At 67.6% G+C, this 15966-nt stretch carries 15 protein-coding genes; 3 read left to right on the top strand and 12 right to left on the bottom strand.

Features of this window, described 5'->3' with window-relative positions; genetic code table 11:
• Positions 1-43: 43 nt before the first annotated feature.
• Both QQZ13_RS12060 and QQZ13_RS12055 read left to right on the top strand, forming a co-directional pair.
• Positions 44-946, top strand: a complete 903-nt coding sequence (locus QQZ13_RS12060) for a LysR family transcriptional regulator (RefSeq protein WP_284529446.1) — start codon at positions 44-46, stop codon at positions 944-946.
• Positions 943-1674, top strand: coding sequence for a glutamine amidotransferase (locus QQZ13_RS12055; protein WP_284529445.1), 732 nt, complete (start codon positions 943-945; stop codon positions 1672-1674). Before QQZ13_RS12060 ends, QQZ13_RS12055 begins: the two co-directional genes overlap by 4 nt.
• A gap of 6 nt (positions 1675-1680) precedes the next feature.
• Here QQZ13_RS12055 and QQZ13_RS12050 read toward each other — a convergent pair whose 3' ends face one another.
• Together QQZ13_RS12050 and QQZ13_RS12045 are read right to left on the bottom strand one after the other, a co-directional pair.
• Positions 1681-4149, bottom strand: coding sequence for a glycogen/starch/alpha-glucan phosphorylase (locus QQZ13_RS12050; RefSeq protein ID WP_284529599.1), 2469 nt, complete (start codon positions 4147-4149; stop codon positions 1681-1683).
• 199 nt (positions 4150-4348) lie between these two features.
• Positions 4349-5353 (bottom strand): YihY/virulence factor BrkB family protein, encoded by a 1005-nt coding sequence (locus QQZ13_RS12045; RefSeq protein WP_284529444.1) that lies wholly within the window; start codon positions 5351-5353, stop codon positions 4349-4351.
• 158 nt (positions 5354-5511) lie between these two features.
• Here QQZ13_RS12045 and QQZ13_RS12040 point away from each other — a divergent pair, with 158 nt between their 5' ends.
• Entirely contained in the window at positions 5512-7176 is a 1665-nt protein-coding gene (locus QQZ13_RS12040) for a GspE/PulE family protein (RefSeq protein WP_284529442.1), read from the top strand.
• An 88-nt stretch (positions 7177-7264) separates the two neighbouring features.
• Here QQZ13_RS12040 and QQZ13_RS12035 read toward each other — a convergent pair whose 3' ends face one another.
• From QQZ13_RS12035 to QQZ13_RS11990, 10 genes are all read right to left on the bottom strand, one after another.
• A complete protein-coding gene (locus tag QQZ13_RS12035; RefSeq protein ID WP_284529440.1) occupies positions 7265-8503 on the bottom strand; it encodes a type II secretion system F family protein in 1239 nt (412 codons plus the stop codon).
• Positions 8503-9651, bottom strand: coding sequence for a type IV pilus twitching motility protein PilT (locus QQZ13_RS12030; protein WP_284529439.1), 1149 nt, complete (start codon positions 9649-9651; stop codon positions 8503-8505). Before QQZ13_RS12030 ends, QQZ13_RS12035 begins: the two co-directional genes overlap by 1 nt.
• A complete protein-coding gene (locus QQZ13_RS12025) occupies positions 9648-10337 on the bottom strand; it encodes a hypothetical protein (RefSeq protein ID WP_284529438.1) in 690 nt (229 codons plus the stop codon). Before QQZ13_RS12025 ends, QQZ13_RS12030 begins: the two co-directional genes overlap by 4 nt.
• Positions 10334-10978 carry a hypothetical protein gene (locus tag QQZ13_RS12020; RefSeq protein WP_284529437.1) on the bottom strand — a complete coding sequence of 215 codons (645 nt, stop codon included), beginning with the start codon at positions 10976-10978 and terminating at the stop codon, positions 10334-10336. The genes QQZ13_RS12025 and QQZ13_RS12020 overlap by 4 nt, the downstream gene beginning before the upstream one ends.
• On the bottom strand, positions 10978-12048 hold the full coding sequence (gene pilM / locus QQZ13_RS12015) for a type IV pilus biogenesis protein PilM (RefSeq protein WP_284529435.1): 1071 nt from the start codon (positions 12046-12048) through the stop codon (positions 10978-10980). The genes QQZ13_RS12020 and pilM overlap by 1 nt, the downstream gene beginning before the upstream one ends.
• A 26-nt stretch (positions 12049-12074) precedes the next feature.
• The gene (locus QQZ13_RS12010) at positions 12075-12905 is read right to left on the bottom strand and encodes an A24 family peptidase (protein ID WP_284529434.1); all 831 of its coding nucleotides are present in this window, start codon (positions 12903-12905) and stop codon (positions 12075-12077) included.
• Positions 12902-14419 carry a hypothetical protein gene (locus tag QQZ13_RS12005; RefSeq protein ID WP_284529433.1) on the bottom strand — a complete coding sequence of 506 codons (1518 nt, stop codon included), beginning with the start codon at positions 14417-14419 and terminating at the stop codon, positions 12902-12904. The genes QQZ13_RS12010 and QQZ13_RS12005 overlap by 4 nt, the downstream gene beginning before the upstream one ends.
• A gap of 116 nt (positions 14420-14535) precedes the next feature.
• On the bottom strand, positions 14536-15066 hold the full coding sequence (locus tag QQZ13_RS12000) for a type II secretion system protein J (protein ID WP_284529431.1): 531 nt from the start codon (positions 15064-15066) through the stop codon (positions 14536-14538).
• Positions 15063-15467 (bottom strand): prepilin-type N-terminal cleavage/methylation domain-containing protein, encoded by a 405-nt coding sequence (locus QQZ13_RS11995; protein ID WP_284529429.1) that lies wholly within the window; start codon positions 15465-15467, stop codon positions 15063-15065. Before QQZ13_RS11995 ends, QQZ13_RS12000 begins: the two co-directional genes overlap by 4 nt.
• A 94-nt stretch (positions 15468-15561) precedes the next feature.
• Positions 15562-15939 carry a prepilin-type N-terminal cleavage/methylation domain-containing protein gene (locus QQZ13_RS11990; protein WP_284529427.1) on the bottom strand — a complete coding sequence of 126 codons (378 nt, stop codon included), beginning with the start codon at positions 15937-15939 and terminating at the stop codon, positions 15562-15564.
• Positions 15940-15966 lie beyond the last annotated feature (27 nt).

Here is a 15966-nt window from a genome sequence, read left to right as displayed (position 1 = left end):
CGAATTCTTGCACCCGTGGTGTGCGCCGATGCACACTCGAGGGATGACAGTGCTGTCCGACGAGCCCTCCGTCGATGCCCTCCTCACCTTCCTCGCCGTCGCGCGACTGGGACGGCACACCGCGGCGGCGGACGAGCTGCGGGTCAACCACTCGACCGTGTCCCGCAGGATCGCCGGGCTCGAGGCGGCACTCGGCGGACGCGTGCTCATCCGCACCCCGGGCGGATGGGAGGTCACCGAGCTCGGCCGCCGGGCCGTCGCCATCGCGGAACGGATCGAGGACTCGATGCGAGAGCTCGTGGAGGAGGCTCCCGGCTCCGCCGGCGAGCTGCGCGGAGTGGTGCGCGTCGCCGCCCCCGATGCGTTCACGGCCACGATCCTCGCGCCGGCCATGGCCGGACTCCGGCGTGATCACCCGAACCTGGCGGTCGAGCTGGTCGCGGTCACCCAGCGGGCCCGCCAGCATCGTTCGGGGGTCGACCTCGAGATCGTCGCCGGGAGGCCGCGGGTGCTGCGGGCATACGCCACCCCCGTCTTCTCCTACTCGCTGCGTCTCTACGCGACGCCCGCCTATCTCGCCGCGCACGGCACTCCCGCTCAGAAGGCGGACCTCGCGCGGCATCCCCTCGTCTACTACGTCGAGTCGGCACTCCAGGTGGACGAGCTCGACCGCGCGCTGCAGGAGCTGCCGCCCTCACCGCCGTCCCTGCGATCCACCAGCGTCTTCGCTCACATCGAGGCGACCGCCGCGGGCGCCGGCATCGGGCTGCTGCCCGATTTCGTCGCCGACGCGGACCCGCGGCTCATGCGGGTACTCGACGGATCCTGGGCCCATCCCCTCGCCTACTGGGCGGTCGCGCGCGACGAGGGACGGCGGAACGCGGCGGTCGCGCGCACCCTCGGCGCGATCGCCGAAGCGATCGCGCATAGACTCGACAGCCGATGAAGCCCTTCCTGCTCCTGGCCACGCGTGCCGAAGACCTGCCCGCCGACGAGGAGTACGCGCTCTTCCGCCGGTTCAGCGGGCTGCCCGAAGACGGTCTCGTGCGCGTCCGGATGGAAGCCGCGCCCTTGGGAGAGATCGATCTGGACGACTGGTCCGGCATCTTCGTCGGCGGCGGGCCGTTCAACGCCTCCGATCCGCCGGAACGCAAGTCGGCTGTCCAGCACCGCGTGGAGGCGGAGTTCGCCCGGCTGCTCGACGACGTCGTCGCCCGGGACTTCCCCTTCCTCGGCGCCTGCTACGGCGTGGGGACGCTCGGGGCCCACCAGGGCGCGACGATCGACCGGACCCATCAGGAGCCGATCAGTGTCGTCGAGGTCGAGCGCACCGCCGCCGGCGCAGCCGACCCGCTGCTGGCGGATGTCCCCGACTCCTTCACCGCGTTCGTCGGGCACAAGGAGGCCATCTCGATGCTGCCGCCGTCGGCGACGCTGCTGGTGCGCGGCGCGGCGTGCCCGGTGCAGATGTTCCGCGTCGGCCAGAACGTCTACGCCACCCAGTTCCACCCGGAGCTCGACCTCGACGGCATCACCACTCGCATCCACGCCTACGCGGACCACGGGTACTTCGCCGCCGATGAGCTCGACCTCACGCTCGCGGCGGTGAGGCGGCTCCCGGTGACGCACACCGGCACCATCCTGCGCGCGTTCGTCGAGCGCTACGCGCGGTAGCGGACCTCAGATGACCGGCGGCGTGTGCCAGATGCGGTCGATGTAGTCGCGCATCGAGCGATCCGAGGAGAAGAAGCCGCAGCGGGCGATGTTGAGGATCGCGGAGCGCGTCCATGCCTCTTCGTCCTGGTAGGCGGCGTCGACCTCGGCCTGCGCGGCGATGTACGACGAGTAGTCGGCGAGGACCATGAACCGGTCGTCGTAGAGGAGATTCGAGACGACAGGCTCGAAGACGCTCTTGTCACCGCCGGAGAAGGCTCCCGAGGCGATGAGGTCCATGGCGCGGCGCAGATCGTCGTCGGCCTGGTAGAACTCGGCCGGCTTGTAGCCGCGCGCCCACAGCGCCTCGACCTCGGGCTCGCTCATCCCGAACAGGAAGAAGTTGTCGTCTCCGACGAGCTCGCGGATCTCGACGTTCGCCCCGTCGTCGGTGCCGATCGTGAGCGCGCCGTTGAGCGCGAACTTCATGTTGCCGGTGCCCGAGGCCTCCTTGCCCGCCAGCGAGATCTGCTCCGACAGGTCGGCGGCGGGGATGACGCGCTCGGCGAGGGTCACGTTGTAGTTCGGCGGGAAGAGCACCTTGAGGCGCCCCTCGACCCGCGGATCGTCGTTGACCACCGAGCCCACGGCGTTGATGAGGTGGATGATCTGCTTGGCCATGACGTAGCCGGGCGCCGCCTTCGCCCCGAAGATGAACGTGCGCGGCTGCAGCTCGGACGCCGGTACACGACCCGACACGACACCCTCGTACGCGGTGACGATGTGGAGGAGCTTGAGCATCTGCCGCTTGTACTCGTGGAGGCGCTTGACCATGACGTCGAGCATGTGGCCGTCGCTCACCTCGAAGCCGTCGCGCTCGCGCAGCACCGAGGAGAGCCGTCGCTTGTTGGCCGCCTTCACCTCGCGGAAGCTCGCACGGAAATCCGGGTCCTCGGCGTACGCCTCCAGCTCGCGCAGCCGCTCGAGGTCGGTCACCCAGCCCGCGCCGAGCGCGTCGGTGATGAGCCCCGACAGCTCCGGGTTGGCCAGGCGCATGAAGCGACGCGGCGTGACGCCGTTGGTCACGTTGGTGAACTTGCCGGGGAAGAACTCGTTGAAGTCGGGCAGCACCTTGTCGCGCAGGAGCTGCGAGTGCAGCTCCGCGACGCCGTTGACCTTCGCGCCGGCGACGGTGGCGAGGTAGGCCATCCGCACCGACCGCACCGGCACCTCGCCGATGATCGACATGTTGCGGATCCGCATCTCGTCGTCGCCGAAGCGCTCCCGCACCTCGGCGAGGAACTCCTCGTTGATCCGGTAGATGATCTCGAGGTGACGCGGCAGCAGACGCCCGAGCAGCTCCACCGACCACACCTCGAGCGCCTCGGGGAGGAGCGTGTGGCAGGTGTAGGCGAAGCACTCCCGCGTGATGGCCCATGCGGCGTCCCACTCGAGCTTCCGCTCGTCGACCAGCACGCGCATCATCTCGGGCACGCCGATGACGGGGTGGGTGTCGTTGAGCTGGAAGATCACGCGCTCGGGCAGCTTCGTCATGTCGAAGTCGTCCGCGAGCTGGTGCTGGAAGAAGTCGGCGATCGAGGCCGCCACGAAGAAGTACTGCTGCTGGAGGCGGAGCTCCTTGCCCTGGGGCGTGGAGTCCTCGGGGTAGAGGACCTTCGAGATGTTCTCGGCGAACGTCTGCGCCCGCACCGCCTCCTCGTAGTCCCCCGAGTTGAAGACGCGCAGGTCGAACGAGTTCGTCGCCTTCGCGCTCCACAGCCGCAGCGTGTTCACGCGGCCGTTCTGGTAGCCGGGGACCATGTAGTTGTACGGGACCGCCTGGACGTTCCAGCCCGGGATCCATCGCGTGCGCGTGACGCCGTCGTCGTCGTAGGTCTCGGTGTGTCCGCCGAAGGAGATGGACTGCGCGGCCTCGGGGTGCGGGAACTCCCACGGCGAGCCCATGGACAGCCACGCGTCGGGCTGCTCGACCTGCTGCTCGTCGACGAACGTCTGCCGGAAGATGCCGTACTCGTAGCGGATGCCGTAGCCGATGTTGGGCACGCCGAGCGTGGCGAGCGAGTCGATGAAGCACGCGGCGAGCCGGCCCAGTCCTCCGTTGCCGAGCCCGGGCTCCACCTCCTCCGCGCGGAGCTGGTCGATGTCGATGCCGCAGGAGGCCATGGCTTCGCGCGCGATGTCGGTCAATCCGGACGCCAGCAGGTTGTTGTCGAGCTGCCGGCCCAGGAGGTACTCCGCGGACAGGTAGCAGACGCCCTTGGCCTGCTGCTCGCGCTGCCGGCGCTGATCCTCGAGCCAGCGCGCCATGAGGTAGTCGCGGACGGTCATGGCGAAGGCGAAGTAGCGGTCGTTGTCGCTGGAGGCGGACAGCGGCACGCCGCGCTCGTAGTTGAGGTTGCGCAGGAACTGCCGGACGAAGCCGTCGACGGTGCTCGCCGGCCCGGTGACCGGCGCGAGCGCCAGCGGATGCGTCACGGGGAGCGCACCGTCGTTGCGCGGGGTGGTCACTGCGGCGGAAGTCTGGTTCTCGGGCACGATACGACCGTACACACTCCCCCACTGCGCTGTGACCGCTCACAGCCGGATTCGAGGCGACTGTTTACACGTCCGTTGCATTGCGCTCAGCGGATATTGCCGGTGCAGCGACGCTCGGGAGGGATGCGCTCCGTCGGCCTCAGCCCGCCCGCTCCGCCTTCAGAGCCTCGCGGGCCCGCTGGAGCTCGGCCGTCGTCACCCCGACGGCGTCCTCCGCCTGCTGCACGCGGCGCTCGGCGAACGTCGTCGCGCCATGCCGCGACCGCACCCCGTCGTGGCGCTCGCGGACGCCCTCCACGACGTACGCGGACGCGATGAGGATGACCTGCGACGACAGATTCAGCCAGAGCAGGAGCGCGATGAGCGCCGCGAAGGTGGCCAGGAGCGGATTGGACGTCGCGCCGCCGACGAAGAGACCTGAGAGCGTCTGCAGCACCGTCAGCCCGGTCGCGCCCAGGAGCGCGCCGGACCACAGCGAACGCCGATCCGGTCGCAGTCCCGACAGGAGGCGGAACACCGCCACGAGGATCAGTGCGTCGAGGGCGAACGTGACGAGGATCGCGACCGCGCGCCCGCCGAAGGCGACCAGGGGATGGTCGGCGGACAGCCCCACCCACCCGGCGATCGTGCCGACGCCCGCCGTGCCGATCACGGTGACGACGGCCGAGGCCCCGAGGGCGCCGCCCACGCCCACCGCGAGGCCCAGGTTGCGGAGGATCACCCAGTACCACGCCAGGTCGTCGAGGGGTCGGTCGGCGATGGTGTGGAGCGCCGTGCGCAACGAGCCGATGGCGCCGATCGCCGCACCGACCAGTCCGACGAGGGCGACCGCGCCGGCGATCGAGAGCCCGGCGGGCGCGGTGATCGCGTCGGGGTCGATCAGGCCGCCCTCGCCCACCAGCCCGGGAATGGCGCGATCGACGGCGGAGATGAGCGCCCCCCATGCGGCGGGGTTGCCCGCCAGCCACAGCGCTGCCGCCGAGAATCCGAGCAGGACCCCCGCGAAGATGCTGAACAGCGCACGGTAGGTCACGCTGTCGGCGAGCATCGGGCCGCGGTGCTCGCTGTAGCGGAGGAAGGCGCGCACGGGCTTGCGCGCGAGCGCCCAGGCGGTCAGGCGAGCGGTGAGCCGAGCGACGTCCATCGCGCCAGACTAACGAGACTCCGGCCGTCGCAGGCCGGGGGTTGACAGCGGGGCCGGGGCCCACGAGGAGTGAACATCTGTCACATGCGCCCCACTGATCTTCTTCTTCCCCAGGAGCACCGCGGCGCAATAGAATACCGGCGGGGAGAGGATGGGCCGTGAAGGGACTCGCGGAAAGCCTCGTGCAATCGGGCGCGATCAGTGCGGACGACATGTGGGATGCCGTCGCCGAGTACGGCGAGGGTCCCGAGCTGCGTCGACGCCTCGTCGAGGCGAACCTCGTCTCGCAGACGCAGCTGGCCATCGGCATCGCGCGGCAGCTGGGTCTGAAGTTCATCGATCTGCCCGAAGAGGAGCTGACCGCCGAGACGATCGCCTCGGTCCCGCCGGCGCTCTGCCGCCGCTACCAGATCATCCCCATCGAGCGCGGCCGCCGGAGTCTCACCATCGGCATGGTCGATCCCACCGACCTCATCGCCATCGACGACATCGCGACGGCGACCGAGTTGAACGTCCGCCCCGTGGTGGTGGCCGCCGACGCCCTCGAGGCCGCCTTCGCACGCTTCCTGCGCTCCGACGAGGAGATGATCGATCTCTCCGAGCAGATCGGCGAGATCGCCGCCGCCGACGGCGCGGGCACGGAGTCGATCGAGGAGCAGGTCGACGACGCGCCGGTGGTCCGATTCGTCAACCTCCTCATCGCGCAGGCGATCAACGACCGCGCCAGCGACATCCACATCGAGCCCGGCGAGAAGAACCTCACCGTCCGGTACCGCATCGACGGCGTCCTCCATGAGATGCAGCGCGCCGACCGGGCGATCCAGGACGGCGTCATCTCGCGACTGAAGATCATGGCGTCCGTCGACATCGCCGAGCGCCGCAAGCCGCAGGACGGCCGCCTGTCGGTCCACCACGACGGTCGGCAGATCGATCTGCGCCTGGCGACGCTTCCGACGGTGTGGGGCGAGAAGATCGTCATGCGCATCCTCGACAGCTCGGCGCAGTCGCTGACGATGTCGGATCTGCGGTTCTCGATCCGCAACGAGCAGAAGTTCCGCTCGGCGATCACCCGCCCGCACGGCATGATCCTCGTCACCGGGCCGACCGGCTCGGGAAAGTCCACCACGCTCTACACCGCGCTCAACACCGTCGCCAATCCGCGGATCAACGTCATCACGGTCGAGGACCCGGTGGAGTATCGCATCGCCGGCATCAACCAGGTGCAGGTCAATGCCCGCGCAGGCATGACCTTCCAGGCCGCGCTGCGTTCGATCCTCCGCTCCGACCCCGACGTCGTGCTCGTGGGCGAGATCCGCGACGAGGAGACGGCGACGATCTCGATCGAGGCGGCTCTCACCGGTCACCTCGTGCTGTCGACGCTGCACACCAACGACGCCCCGAGCGCGCTCACCCGCCTGGTGGAGGTCGGCTGCGAGCCCTACCTCGTCGGAACGGCGCTGTCCGCCGTCGTCGCGCAGCGCCTCGCACGCCGGCTCTGCATGAAGTGCCGCGAGGCGTACACCGAGACGCGCGAGGTGCTGACGTCGGTGAAGTTCCCGCACAATCCCCTCGATCCGCCGGTGCTGTACCGCGCTGTCGGCTGCCAGGAATGCTCCGGCACCGGATACCGCGGCCGCGTGGCGCTGCACGAGGTGATGGAGGTCACCGAGAAGCTCGAGCAGCTGGTCGTGTCGCACGCAACCGGCACGGAGCTGCGTGCCACCGCGCTGGAGGAAGGCATGATCTCGCTGCGTGAGGATGGCTTCAGCAAGGTCGCCGAGGGCATCACGACCATCGAAGAGGTCATGCGCGTCTCGATCTGAGCACGGCGCGCGGCGCTGCACGACGTGGAGGAAAGAGCAGGGCGCGCGTCCCTCCCCAGTTCCGCGCGCCCTGCCGTCTGTGACGGAGTCAGCCGGTGTTGCCCAGCTCTCCGTAGATCGAGAAGATCGGCAGGTACAGCGAGATCACCATGCCGCCGATGATGATGCCGATGGCGACGATGAGGATCGGCTCGATCGCCGACGTCAACTGCTCCGTCGCCGTCTTCACCTCGCCCTCGTAGAAGTCGGCGATGGACGCCAGCATCTCGGGCAGGGAGCCTGATTCCTCTCCCACCGCTGCCATCTGCGAGACCAAGGTCGGGAAGACGTCGGCCTTCGCCAACGGAGCGGAGAACGAGCGTCCTTGCTTGACGGACTCCTGTACGGACCGCACCGCGGCCTCGATCTTGTAGTTGTTCGACGCCGCGCCGACGATGCTGAGCGCCTGCACGAGCGGCACTCCCGCCTTGAGCATCATCGAGAGCCCCCGACTGAACCGCGCCACGGCGATCTTGGTGGCGAGGGGACCCACCACCGGCAACCTCAGCTTGATCGGGTCGACGACCTTGCGGACCTTCTCCTCGTTGCGGTTCTTCAACCACCAGAAGGTGAACAGCACGCCCGCGACGATCATGAGCGGAAGGATCCAGATCATGTTGTTCGACAAGGTCACAAGTATCTGCGTCGGGACAGGAAGGGCCGAGTCCAGCCCTTTGAACATGCCCTCGAACACCGGAACGACGAACGTCACCATGGCGATGACTCCGACAATGGCGATCGACAGGACGATGAGCGGATACGTCGTGGCTGACTTGATCTTGTCCTGCAGTTCCGCCTCTTCCTTATAGGTGTCGGCTACCGTCTTGAGCGAAGCCGCGAGAAAGCCGCCCGCCTCACCGACCTTCACCATGTTCACCATCAGCGGGGGGAACACGTCCGGGTGCTGCGCCAGCGCGGCTGAGAATGCCGTGCCGGACTCGATCGATGCGTACACCTTCGCCAGGGCCTGCCGCAGTGATTTGTCCTGAGCCTGCTCCGTCAGAATCGACAGCGATCGCATCAGCGGGAGACCTGCATTGATGAGGCTCGACATCTGCTTTGCGAACACCGCGAGGACCGCGACCTTCACCGGCCGCTGCAAACCGGGAATCGTGATCTCACGATTGAGTCCGGTCTTGGAGGTCAGCCCCACTTCGAGTGGTGCCAACCCCTGAGCGCGGAGCTTCGAGGCCACAGCGCTCTGGCTCGTCGCTTCGATGACGCCCTTGACGATGCTGCCGCCGTTCGGGTCGACGGCACGGTAGGTGTACTCCTCGACGAGCGACATCAGTTCCTCCACCCCGTGCCAGTCCGCTCGGACGCATGCATCGTCCACGCCTCCGCGTCGTAGTCGACGGGACGCACGCGCGCTTCGTCGAAGGTTCTGGGATCCTCCGCGATCTCCTTCGCTGCGGCGAGGCTGATGGTTCCGCTTTCCACGAGCCGCTTCAGATCCTGATCGAGGGTGTGCATGCCGATCGCGCCGCCCGCCTGCATCATCGAATAGATCTGACTGATCTCGCCCTCCCGGATGAGGTTGGCGATGGCCGGCGTGTTCACGAGCACTTCGGTCGCGATCACGCGGCCCTCGTTCTGCGCACGGGGCAGGAGCGTCTGAGTGATGACGCCCCGGAGCGTGTCGCCCAGCTGCGTGCGCACCTGGTTCTGCTGGTCCGACGGGAACGCGTCGACAATGCGGTTGATCGACTTCGCCGCGCTCTGCGTGTGCAGAGTCGACATGACGAGGTGGCCGGTTTCGGCCGCGGTGAGTGCCGTCGAGATCGATTCCGGATCGCGCAGCTCGCCGATGAGGATGATGTCGGGGTCCTGGCGGAGGACACGCCGCAGCGCTTCGGCGAATGACGCGGTGTCGCTGCCGATCTCGCGCTGGTGGATGAGGGCGCGCTTGCTGGTGTGCTGGAACTCGACGGGGTCCTCGACGGTGACGATGTGGGCGGGCGTGGTCTGGTTGACGATGTCGATCATCGAAGCCAGCGTCGTCGACTTGCCCGATCCTGTGGGACCGGTGACGAGCACGAGGCCGCGCGGCTTCATCACGAGCTCCGCGGCCACCTGTGGCACACCGAGCTCGGAGAAGCTCTTGATGCGGTCGGGGATGAAGCGGAGAGCGACTGCGACGTTTCCGAGCTGGCGGAAGACGTTCACGCGGAACCGCGCGACATTGGGGACGGTGATCGACAAGTCCACCTCGCCGTTCTCACGGAACTCGGCGATCTGATCGTTGGTGAGGAGCCCGCCGAGGGTCGCATCCAGCCAGTTGGCGGTCGTCGGCTCGAAGTAGCCGGGGATCTCGACCAGGTCGCCGTCGACGCGCACGAGCGGGCGGTGGTTCGCGGTCAGGTGCACATCGGAGGCGCGGCACGCCTGCGCGGCGGCAAGCATCTCGAAGAGCGGCAGGACGCTGGGGTTCGTCATGGAGTGTCCTCAGTCCGGATGAAGGTGAAAGCGGTCAGCGTCAGCGTCCCGTCGGCGAGAGTGGCGTTGATGGGCAGGATGAGACGCGGACCGACGCGGAGGAGGTCGACGAACGCCATCGCGGCGTCGGCGTCGTCAGTCTGCGCCTCGATCGTGATCAGCGCCTGGAGCTGGCCCTGGGCCGGCGCAGTCGGGTCAGCAGGCGGCGCTGTCGGCTCCGCGACGCCGGATTCTTGTCCCGCAGACTCACCCTCCGCCGAAGAGTCACTCTCCGTCGGGGCGGCATCTTGCTCGGTCGGCAAGCCGGTTCCCGCCACGTCGACCACCTCGGCACGGGGCGTGAACGCTTCCGGCTCGGTCATCGTGATCTTGCCGACGGCGACTTCGGTCTCTCCGGCTGCTGCAGCGATGATCTCGAAGACGTCGTCGTACTTGGTCTCCGCGGAGATCTCCGTACGCAGGGCAGCAAGCTGCCCGTCGATCTCCCCGATGCGCGCCTCCGCGGTCGCTAGTTGGGTCACCTGAAGCTCATACACGTCGTTAGAGGCCGCAACACTCCTCGTGCTGCCGTTCGTAGTCTGCGCCTGCGTGTACATCGGCAGCGCTATGAGCACAAGACCGGAGACGAGTATCCCCAGCACGACGATCACCCCGAGAAGGTTCACGAGCTGCTTGCTGGCGGTCACGGGGTCACCCCTTCCTCGTACGCATGGGTGTAGAAGGACTGGTCGAAGACGATCCGCACGGTGTACTCGAAGAGCCCGGTCTCAGCGGATGCGCTCCAACTGTCGACACTCCGGACGCCCGTGACGTCGCGGAGCGATCGGACGAGAGCGACGACATCGGTCGGGTCCTCGCTCGTCAGTGTCAGCGTTCCGTAACTCCCGACTTCCGCGGATGGGTCGTCGGCGACTGGTGCACCCCCCGCGGTGAGCGCGAACCCGGACACGGAGACAGACTCGGGCAAAGCGGCCCCGACGGTGGAAGTGAGAGCAGCCCATTCGAGGTCCGTGGACATCGCCTCGGCGCGTAGGTCGCGGAGCTCCGCCTCGAGCTGGAGTTTCGCGCTCACTGGCTGAAGCTCCGCAAGCTGGCCGAGCAGATCCGTCGTTCGCATGTTCTCGGCGTTCAGCTGCTGCGTAGCTGAGGACTGGAGCCAGAAGGTCACCGCAGCGGTCACCACGACAAGGAGGAGCGCGAGAACCGTGCCTCGACCCCACAGCCCGATCAACTTCCGATTGGCGCGCCTCTCGATCTCAGCGCGCGGCATGAGGTTGACGCGGGGGGCGGCACCGAGCACCAAGGCGGGGGTTGCGGTATAGGTCATCAGCGCACCTCCGTGAGCGCGAGCCCCGCCGTGGTGAGCAGATCGAGGTCATCGGCGCCGAGAGGCTGGTCATTCTTCCGGGCGAACACCGTCGACGCGCCCACGACCTGCACCGGCATCGGCAAGCTCGCCGCGAGCGCCCCGGCGATACCGTCGACTCCTGCACCGGCCCCCGTGAGGAGCACGCGGGTGATCGGGGCGTCAGCCGATCGATCGGCATAAAAGCGCAGAGTACTGCCGAGGCGCATGACCAGATCATCGATGGCCGCCGACGACATCGTCGATACGGCCATTCGGCCAGCCGCTCGCGCAGCCGCGCGCCGACGGAGCGGAGCGTCGTCGACGTGTGGATCGCCCGGCGGAACGGTCTCCAGGATCTCCTCGAAGGCCGGGGCTGCGTCGTCGCCACGCTGAGCGGCGACCTCACGAGCACGGACCGCCTCGGTCGCGATCTCGACGGGGATGATCCGCACGAAGCGCGGAACCCGGTCTTGCACGACGACGACGTAGCTCGTGTGATCACCGAGGTGCAGCGCGGCGACGGTCTCCCCCGGCGCAGCGAGTCGGGTCACCGCGCGTGCCAGTGCGAAGGGCGCGAGGTCGACGACATCGACGCGAACCTTCGCTTTGCCGACCGTCGCAACCAGGTCCTCCACGGTCTCGGCCACGGCGGCGACGAGCAGGCCCGTCACCTGATCGCCGTCCTGCGAGACCGGATAGAAGTCGAGCACCGCCTGGTCCGCGGGCACGGGAAGCAGGTCCTGGACCTGGAAGGGCAGGGCAAGAGCCAGCAGATCAGGGCGCATCGCGGTGGTCGTGTAGTCGCGGACGAGGATGCGACGGCTTCCGAGGCCGAGCGTCACGCGATTTGCCTTGATGCCCGCACGGCTCCACAGCTGACGAATGGCGAGGACGACCGCGTCGCGGTCGAAGACCTCGGAGTCCTTCGCAGCACCCGGAGGAAGTGGCACGGATCCGGCGGCGACGATGGTGGGGTTCTTGCCCACCGTCACCTCCGCAGCCCGGACTCCTTCCTCCGTGATCTCGAGCCCGACGATCGTCTTCGCCATGCGACTCTCCTTCCTCGACCGTCGGCTCAGCCGACGGTCACCAATCCCAGGTACCAGCGGGCGATCTGCTCGCCCGAGAACAAACCGACCCACGCGCCCAGGAGCATGTAGGGGCCGAACGGAATCGCGCTCTTGCGCGTCGCGCGTCCCACAGCCATGAGCACGATGCCGACCACACCCCCGATGACGAAGGCGGCGAAAGCTCCCACGACGAGTGCACCCCACCCGGTCCACGCCAGCGCCGCACCGAGCACGCCCGCGAGCTTCACGTCTCCCCCGCCCATCCCTCCCGGACGGACAAGACGCAGCAGCCAGTAGAACGCGAACAGAGCGCCACCGCCGACCGCCGCGCGAAGAAGCCACTCCCACGACGCGCCGAGCAGGCATGCCAGGACGAAAAGGACGAAGAGGACGACGTAGCTCGGAAGCACGATGCTGTTGGGCAGTCGTCGGGTGTCCAGGTCGATGAGGGCGAGCGCGACCGTCACTGCGGCGAGGTAGAGATGGGCGACGAGAACAGGCCAGAAAAAGGGGGTCGGCGCCACGCCGTATATCTCCACCAACCACGACGCGACGGCCACGAACGCGAGTCCGGTCGCTGACTCGACGAGAGGGTATCGTGCCGAGATCGCCGTGCCGCAGTGCGCGCACCGGCCGCGGAGCAGCAGCCACGAAAGGATCGGAACGTTCTCCCACGGGCGGACCGGCGCTTCACACGCGGGGCAGCGGCTCTCTCGCATCAGCGAGATGCCCGCAGGAACGCGATACACGACGACGTTCAGGAAGGAGCCGATCAACAGACCGAGAACACCGCACATCACCAGAACGACGGCGATCCACACCACCCCTTCGGTCATGGCGTCACCACGTCATGCGTCGAGCGGAGGGTGAACATCGTGCCCGACGAGCCGCCGCCGGTCCCCGGCCAGGGCGCGGTGTTCTGTCCGAAGTCGTAGCCGGGGATGTTTCGCGGCGCGAAAGCGACCTTCACTCCGCCTCCGAACGCGAGCGATCCCGAGTAGACCTGGCCCCGGAAAGTCGCCGGGCTGCTGTTGAACTTCATCTGGCAGGGAGTGTAGATGTACACGGCGATCTTGGGGTCGACCGTCGAGTCGTTCAACTGCTCCGAGTTACGAGCAGGCGACGTGCACTGCGGGCCCGCCACCGACGGCGAGCTGTCGGGGGTGATCAGGAAGATCGTCCGGTCGTTCCCGTCCGCGCTCTTGAACTTGGTGCCGGAGAGATACCAGTGATTCGCGATGATCGCGATGTCTCGGTTGACCTTGACCTCCTTCTTGGCTCCACCCGCGTTCGTATCGAAGCCACCGGAGCACGCACGGATGTCGAAGATCATGCGGCTCGTCAGAGTGCTGGCGAGCGAGGTGACGTCGCTGGAGTTGCCGGACCACTTGTCGCAGGCGGCGCCTGTCACGGTGGTCAGCTTGTATCCCTCGGCGACCCATGCGGCGGCCGGGGTCGTGGCGTTCACCGGCACGAAGGAAACATCCTGCCAGTCCGGGATCGCCGGCAGCGTCGGTGCCGTGAGGGCTGTGTCCTTAACGATCGCGCCCTTCACGATCGTCGTCGCCGGGGTGCCCCAGATGCCGTACCCGCCCTTGTAGCGGAAGTTGCCCTTGATGATGCCGCTCCCGAGCGTGCTGTTGCCGGTTCCCGCCGCCGTCACACTGCCGAAGACGGTGCCGCTGTTGAGGGTGAAAGTGCCTCCGAGGAACGCGTTCCCCTCCGTGCCGCCGGTCTTTCCGATGGTTCCCGCGATGGTGTGGTTTGTGTTCTTGGGCGCGACGAGGCTGCCCTCGATGGTCCCGCCGTTGACGACCGCGGTGTCGCCGATGTAGGCGCTGCCCTTGACGACGCAACCACTGTCGATCTGAAGACCTCCGGTCTTCGTGTAGATGTCGGCGGGAAAGACGGAGCCCGAGCCGCACTCGATCTTGCCGGTGGAAGCGAAGACGCCCGCCGACCCCGTGAACTCGTCGATGCCGACCTCGCTGTTCACATCGTCGAAGACGTAGGAGTTGAGACGCGTGTTCATCCCATAGGTGTAGAACAGTCCGGGCCCGCCCGCCGTCGGCGGATCGTTGTTCTCGACGACATCGAAAACGGCCTGGCGCGACACCGTTTCGCCCGCGACCGTCGCAGTCGAGCGGAGCGTTGCCAGTCCGGCGCCGCACGTCAGGGTGTACGTGTAGACGGGCGTCCCCGTGCCGTCGACATTCGCCGTCCCCGAGGCGCTGCCGCAGGTGAGCTCGCCCGTCTCGAGTCGCGCCGTCTGAGCGGCGATGCCCGCGTCAGCGGCGGCCTGAGCGCGCGAGAGATTGCCGGATTCGGCGAGCATTCCGGTCGTGTTCATGATAACGGTGCTGAGCGCGAGCCCGCCGATCGTGAGAACCAACAGGACGATGAGCACGGACACGAGGGCGGAACCGGCGTCGGTTGAGCGGCGAGTAGGCGGGGTGACAGCAGGCTTTACCAGCACGAGGGACCTCCCGACTGGACAGCCAGCGAAACGGCGCCATCTGTGACGCGAATGGTCGATTCTCCTCGGGTGAGGGTGAACCCGAGAGAGACTTGAGTGCCCGCACGGACGAACGCCGCGCCGGAGGCAAGGTTGCCGGACAGACCGGAGCCGAGCGATTTCCAGCTGCCGGACGCCGCCGGTCGCGCGCTGGCACCAGAGCTGTATCGAAGCTGTCCCGACTGGATCTGCCACGCGCGGCATTCCCAGGTGACGCCGTCGGGAGCGAGAACCTTGGCGTCGAGACGCTGACCGCTCTCGGTGACGCGCGTGTCGACGGACGCACGCACCGACTCGGTGATCGACGCGGTCGTCGCATTGAGCATCGCTGTCGCTGCATTTCGCTCGGTTGCCCGGCGCTGAGTCGTGAGGCCGTTGGCGAAGACGAGCACGAGGATGGAGAGCACGATCGCACCGACCATGAGCGCCACCATGAGCTCAATCAATGACATGCCGGACTCCCGAGAGGATGACGTGATCACGCGGCCCCCACTCTCACGCGGGTCGCGACGGATGTGATCGTCGTCAGGCCCTTCTTGACGGTGACGACGACAGGGATAGAGGCCGGGAATGTACTCGGGCAACCACCAACCGTGACGGTAGAGGTGAAGCCGCTTGCGGCATCAGTGGTCGGGAGCGCGGCGCCAAGGCCGCGAAGCGTCGCGCAGCTTGTCGTCGCTGTGCCCGGGGTGGACGGATAGGACGCCTGGATCGTGGCGATGCGCTCGTTGGCGTAGGCCGTCGCCGACAGCAGTTCGCGGTTCTCCACGCTGCGAAGCGTGACACCGATCAGCAGCGGCAGCACCGCGAGCGACAGGACCCCGAACAGGAACATCGCAATGACGACCTCTACGAGACTGAAGCCGTCGTCTCGCTGGAACACGGCGAACCTCCGGGGGGAAGGTCAGGTGGGGGGAGGAGGAAGATGCGTCGAGGCCGGCCCGTTCGGGCGGGCCGGCCTCGATGCGTGGTGGTGCTTAGCAGCCCGGGCCGGCCTCGGACGTCTTCGCGGGCGTGCCGCTCGTGTCCGTCGCGACGACGCACACGCCGTCGACCTGGGTCGGAGCGGCACCGCTCTTGTGCGAGAACGTGAACTCGTCGGTCGCGTCCGGGAGCTCGACGGTCTTGCCCGCCGCGAGCTGCGAGGACACCTGGGCAGCGCCGTTGGCGGCCGCAGCCGCCCGGGCGTTGTCCTTCGCGGTGTCCTGGATGCCGTTGAAGATCGGGATGGCGATCGCGGCGAGGATGCCGAGAATGACCACGACGACGATGAGTTCGACGAGCGAGAAGCCCTCGTCACCGTTCTCCTCGCGGCGGGCCTTCACAGCCTGGACATAGTTACGGATAGTGCGCATGTGCGTGCCTTCTCCTAGGGGGGTGAA

Source organism: Microbacterium sp. T2.11-28 (assembly GCF_950097975.1).
Classification (GTDB): domain Bacteria; phylum Actinomycetota; class Actinomycetes; order Actinomycetales; family Microbacteriaceae; genus Microbacterium.
Note: the sequence above shows the minus strand (reverse complement) of the source record. Positions and strands in the feature narration are given on the sequence as shown.

Excerpts from the sequence above, each read along its gene's own strand:
- QQZ13_RS12060 (WP_284529446.1), top strand. The coding sequence starts at position 44 with ATGACAGTGCTGTCCGACGAGCCCTCCGTCGATGCCCTCCTCACCTTC.
- QQZ13_RS12055 (WP_284529445.1), top strand. The coding sequence starts at position 943 with ATGAAGCCCTTCCTGCTCCTGGCCACGCGTGCCGAAGACCTGCCCGCC.
- QQZ13_RS12045 (WP_284529444.1), bottom strand. The coding sequence starts at position 5,353 with ATGGACGTCGCTCGGCTCACCGCTCGCCTGACCGCCTGGGCGCTCGCG.
- QQZ13_RS12035 (WP_284529440.1), bottom strand. The coding sequence starts at position 8,503 with ATGTCGCTCGTCGAGGAGTACACCTACCGTGCCGTCGACCCGAACGGC.
- QQZ13_RS12030 (WP_284529439.1), bottom strand. The coding sequence starts at position 9,651 with ATGACGAACCCCAGCGTCCTGCCGCTCTTCGAGATGCTTGCCGCCGCG.
- QQZ13_RS12020 (WP_284529437.1), bottom strand. The coding sequence starts at position 10,978 with ATGACCTATACCGCAACCCCCGCCTTGGTGCTCGGTGCCGCCCCCCGC.
- pilM (WP_284529435.1), bottom strand. The coding sequence starts at position 12,048 with ATGGCGAAGACGATCGTCGGGCTCGAGATCACGGAGGAAGGAGTCCGG.
- QQZ13_RS12010 (WP_284529434.1), bottom strand. The coding sequence starts at position 12,905 with ATGACCGAAGGGGTGGTGTGGATCGCCGTCGTTCTGGTGATGTGCGGT.
- QQZ13_RS12005 (WP_284529433.1), bottom strand. The coding sequence starts at position 14,419 with ATGAACACGACCGGAATGCTCGCCGAATCCGGCAATCTCTCGCGCGCT.
- QQZ13_RS11990 (WP_284529427.1), bottom strand. The coding sequence starts at position 15,939 with ATGCGCACTATCCGTAACTATGTCCAGGCTGTGAAGGCCCGCCGCGAG.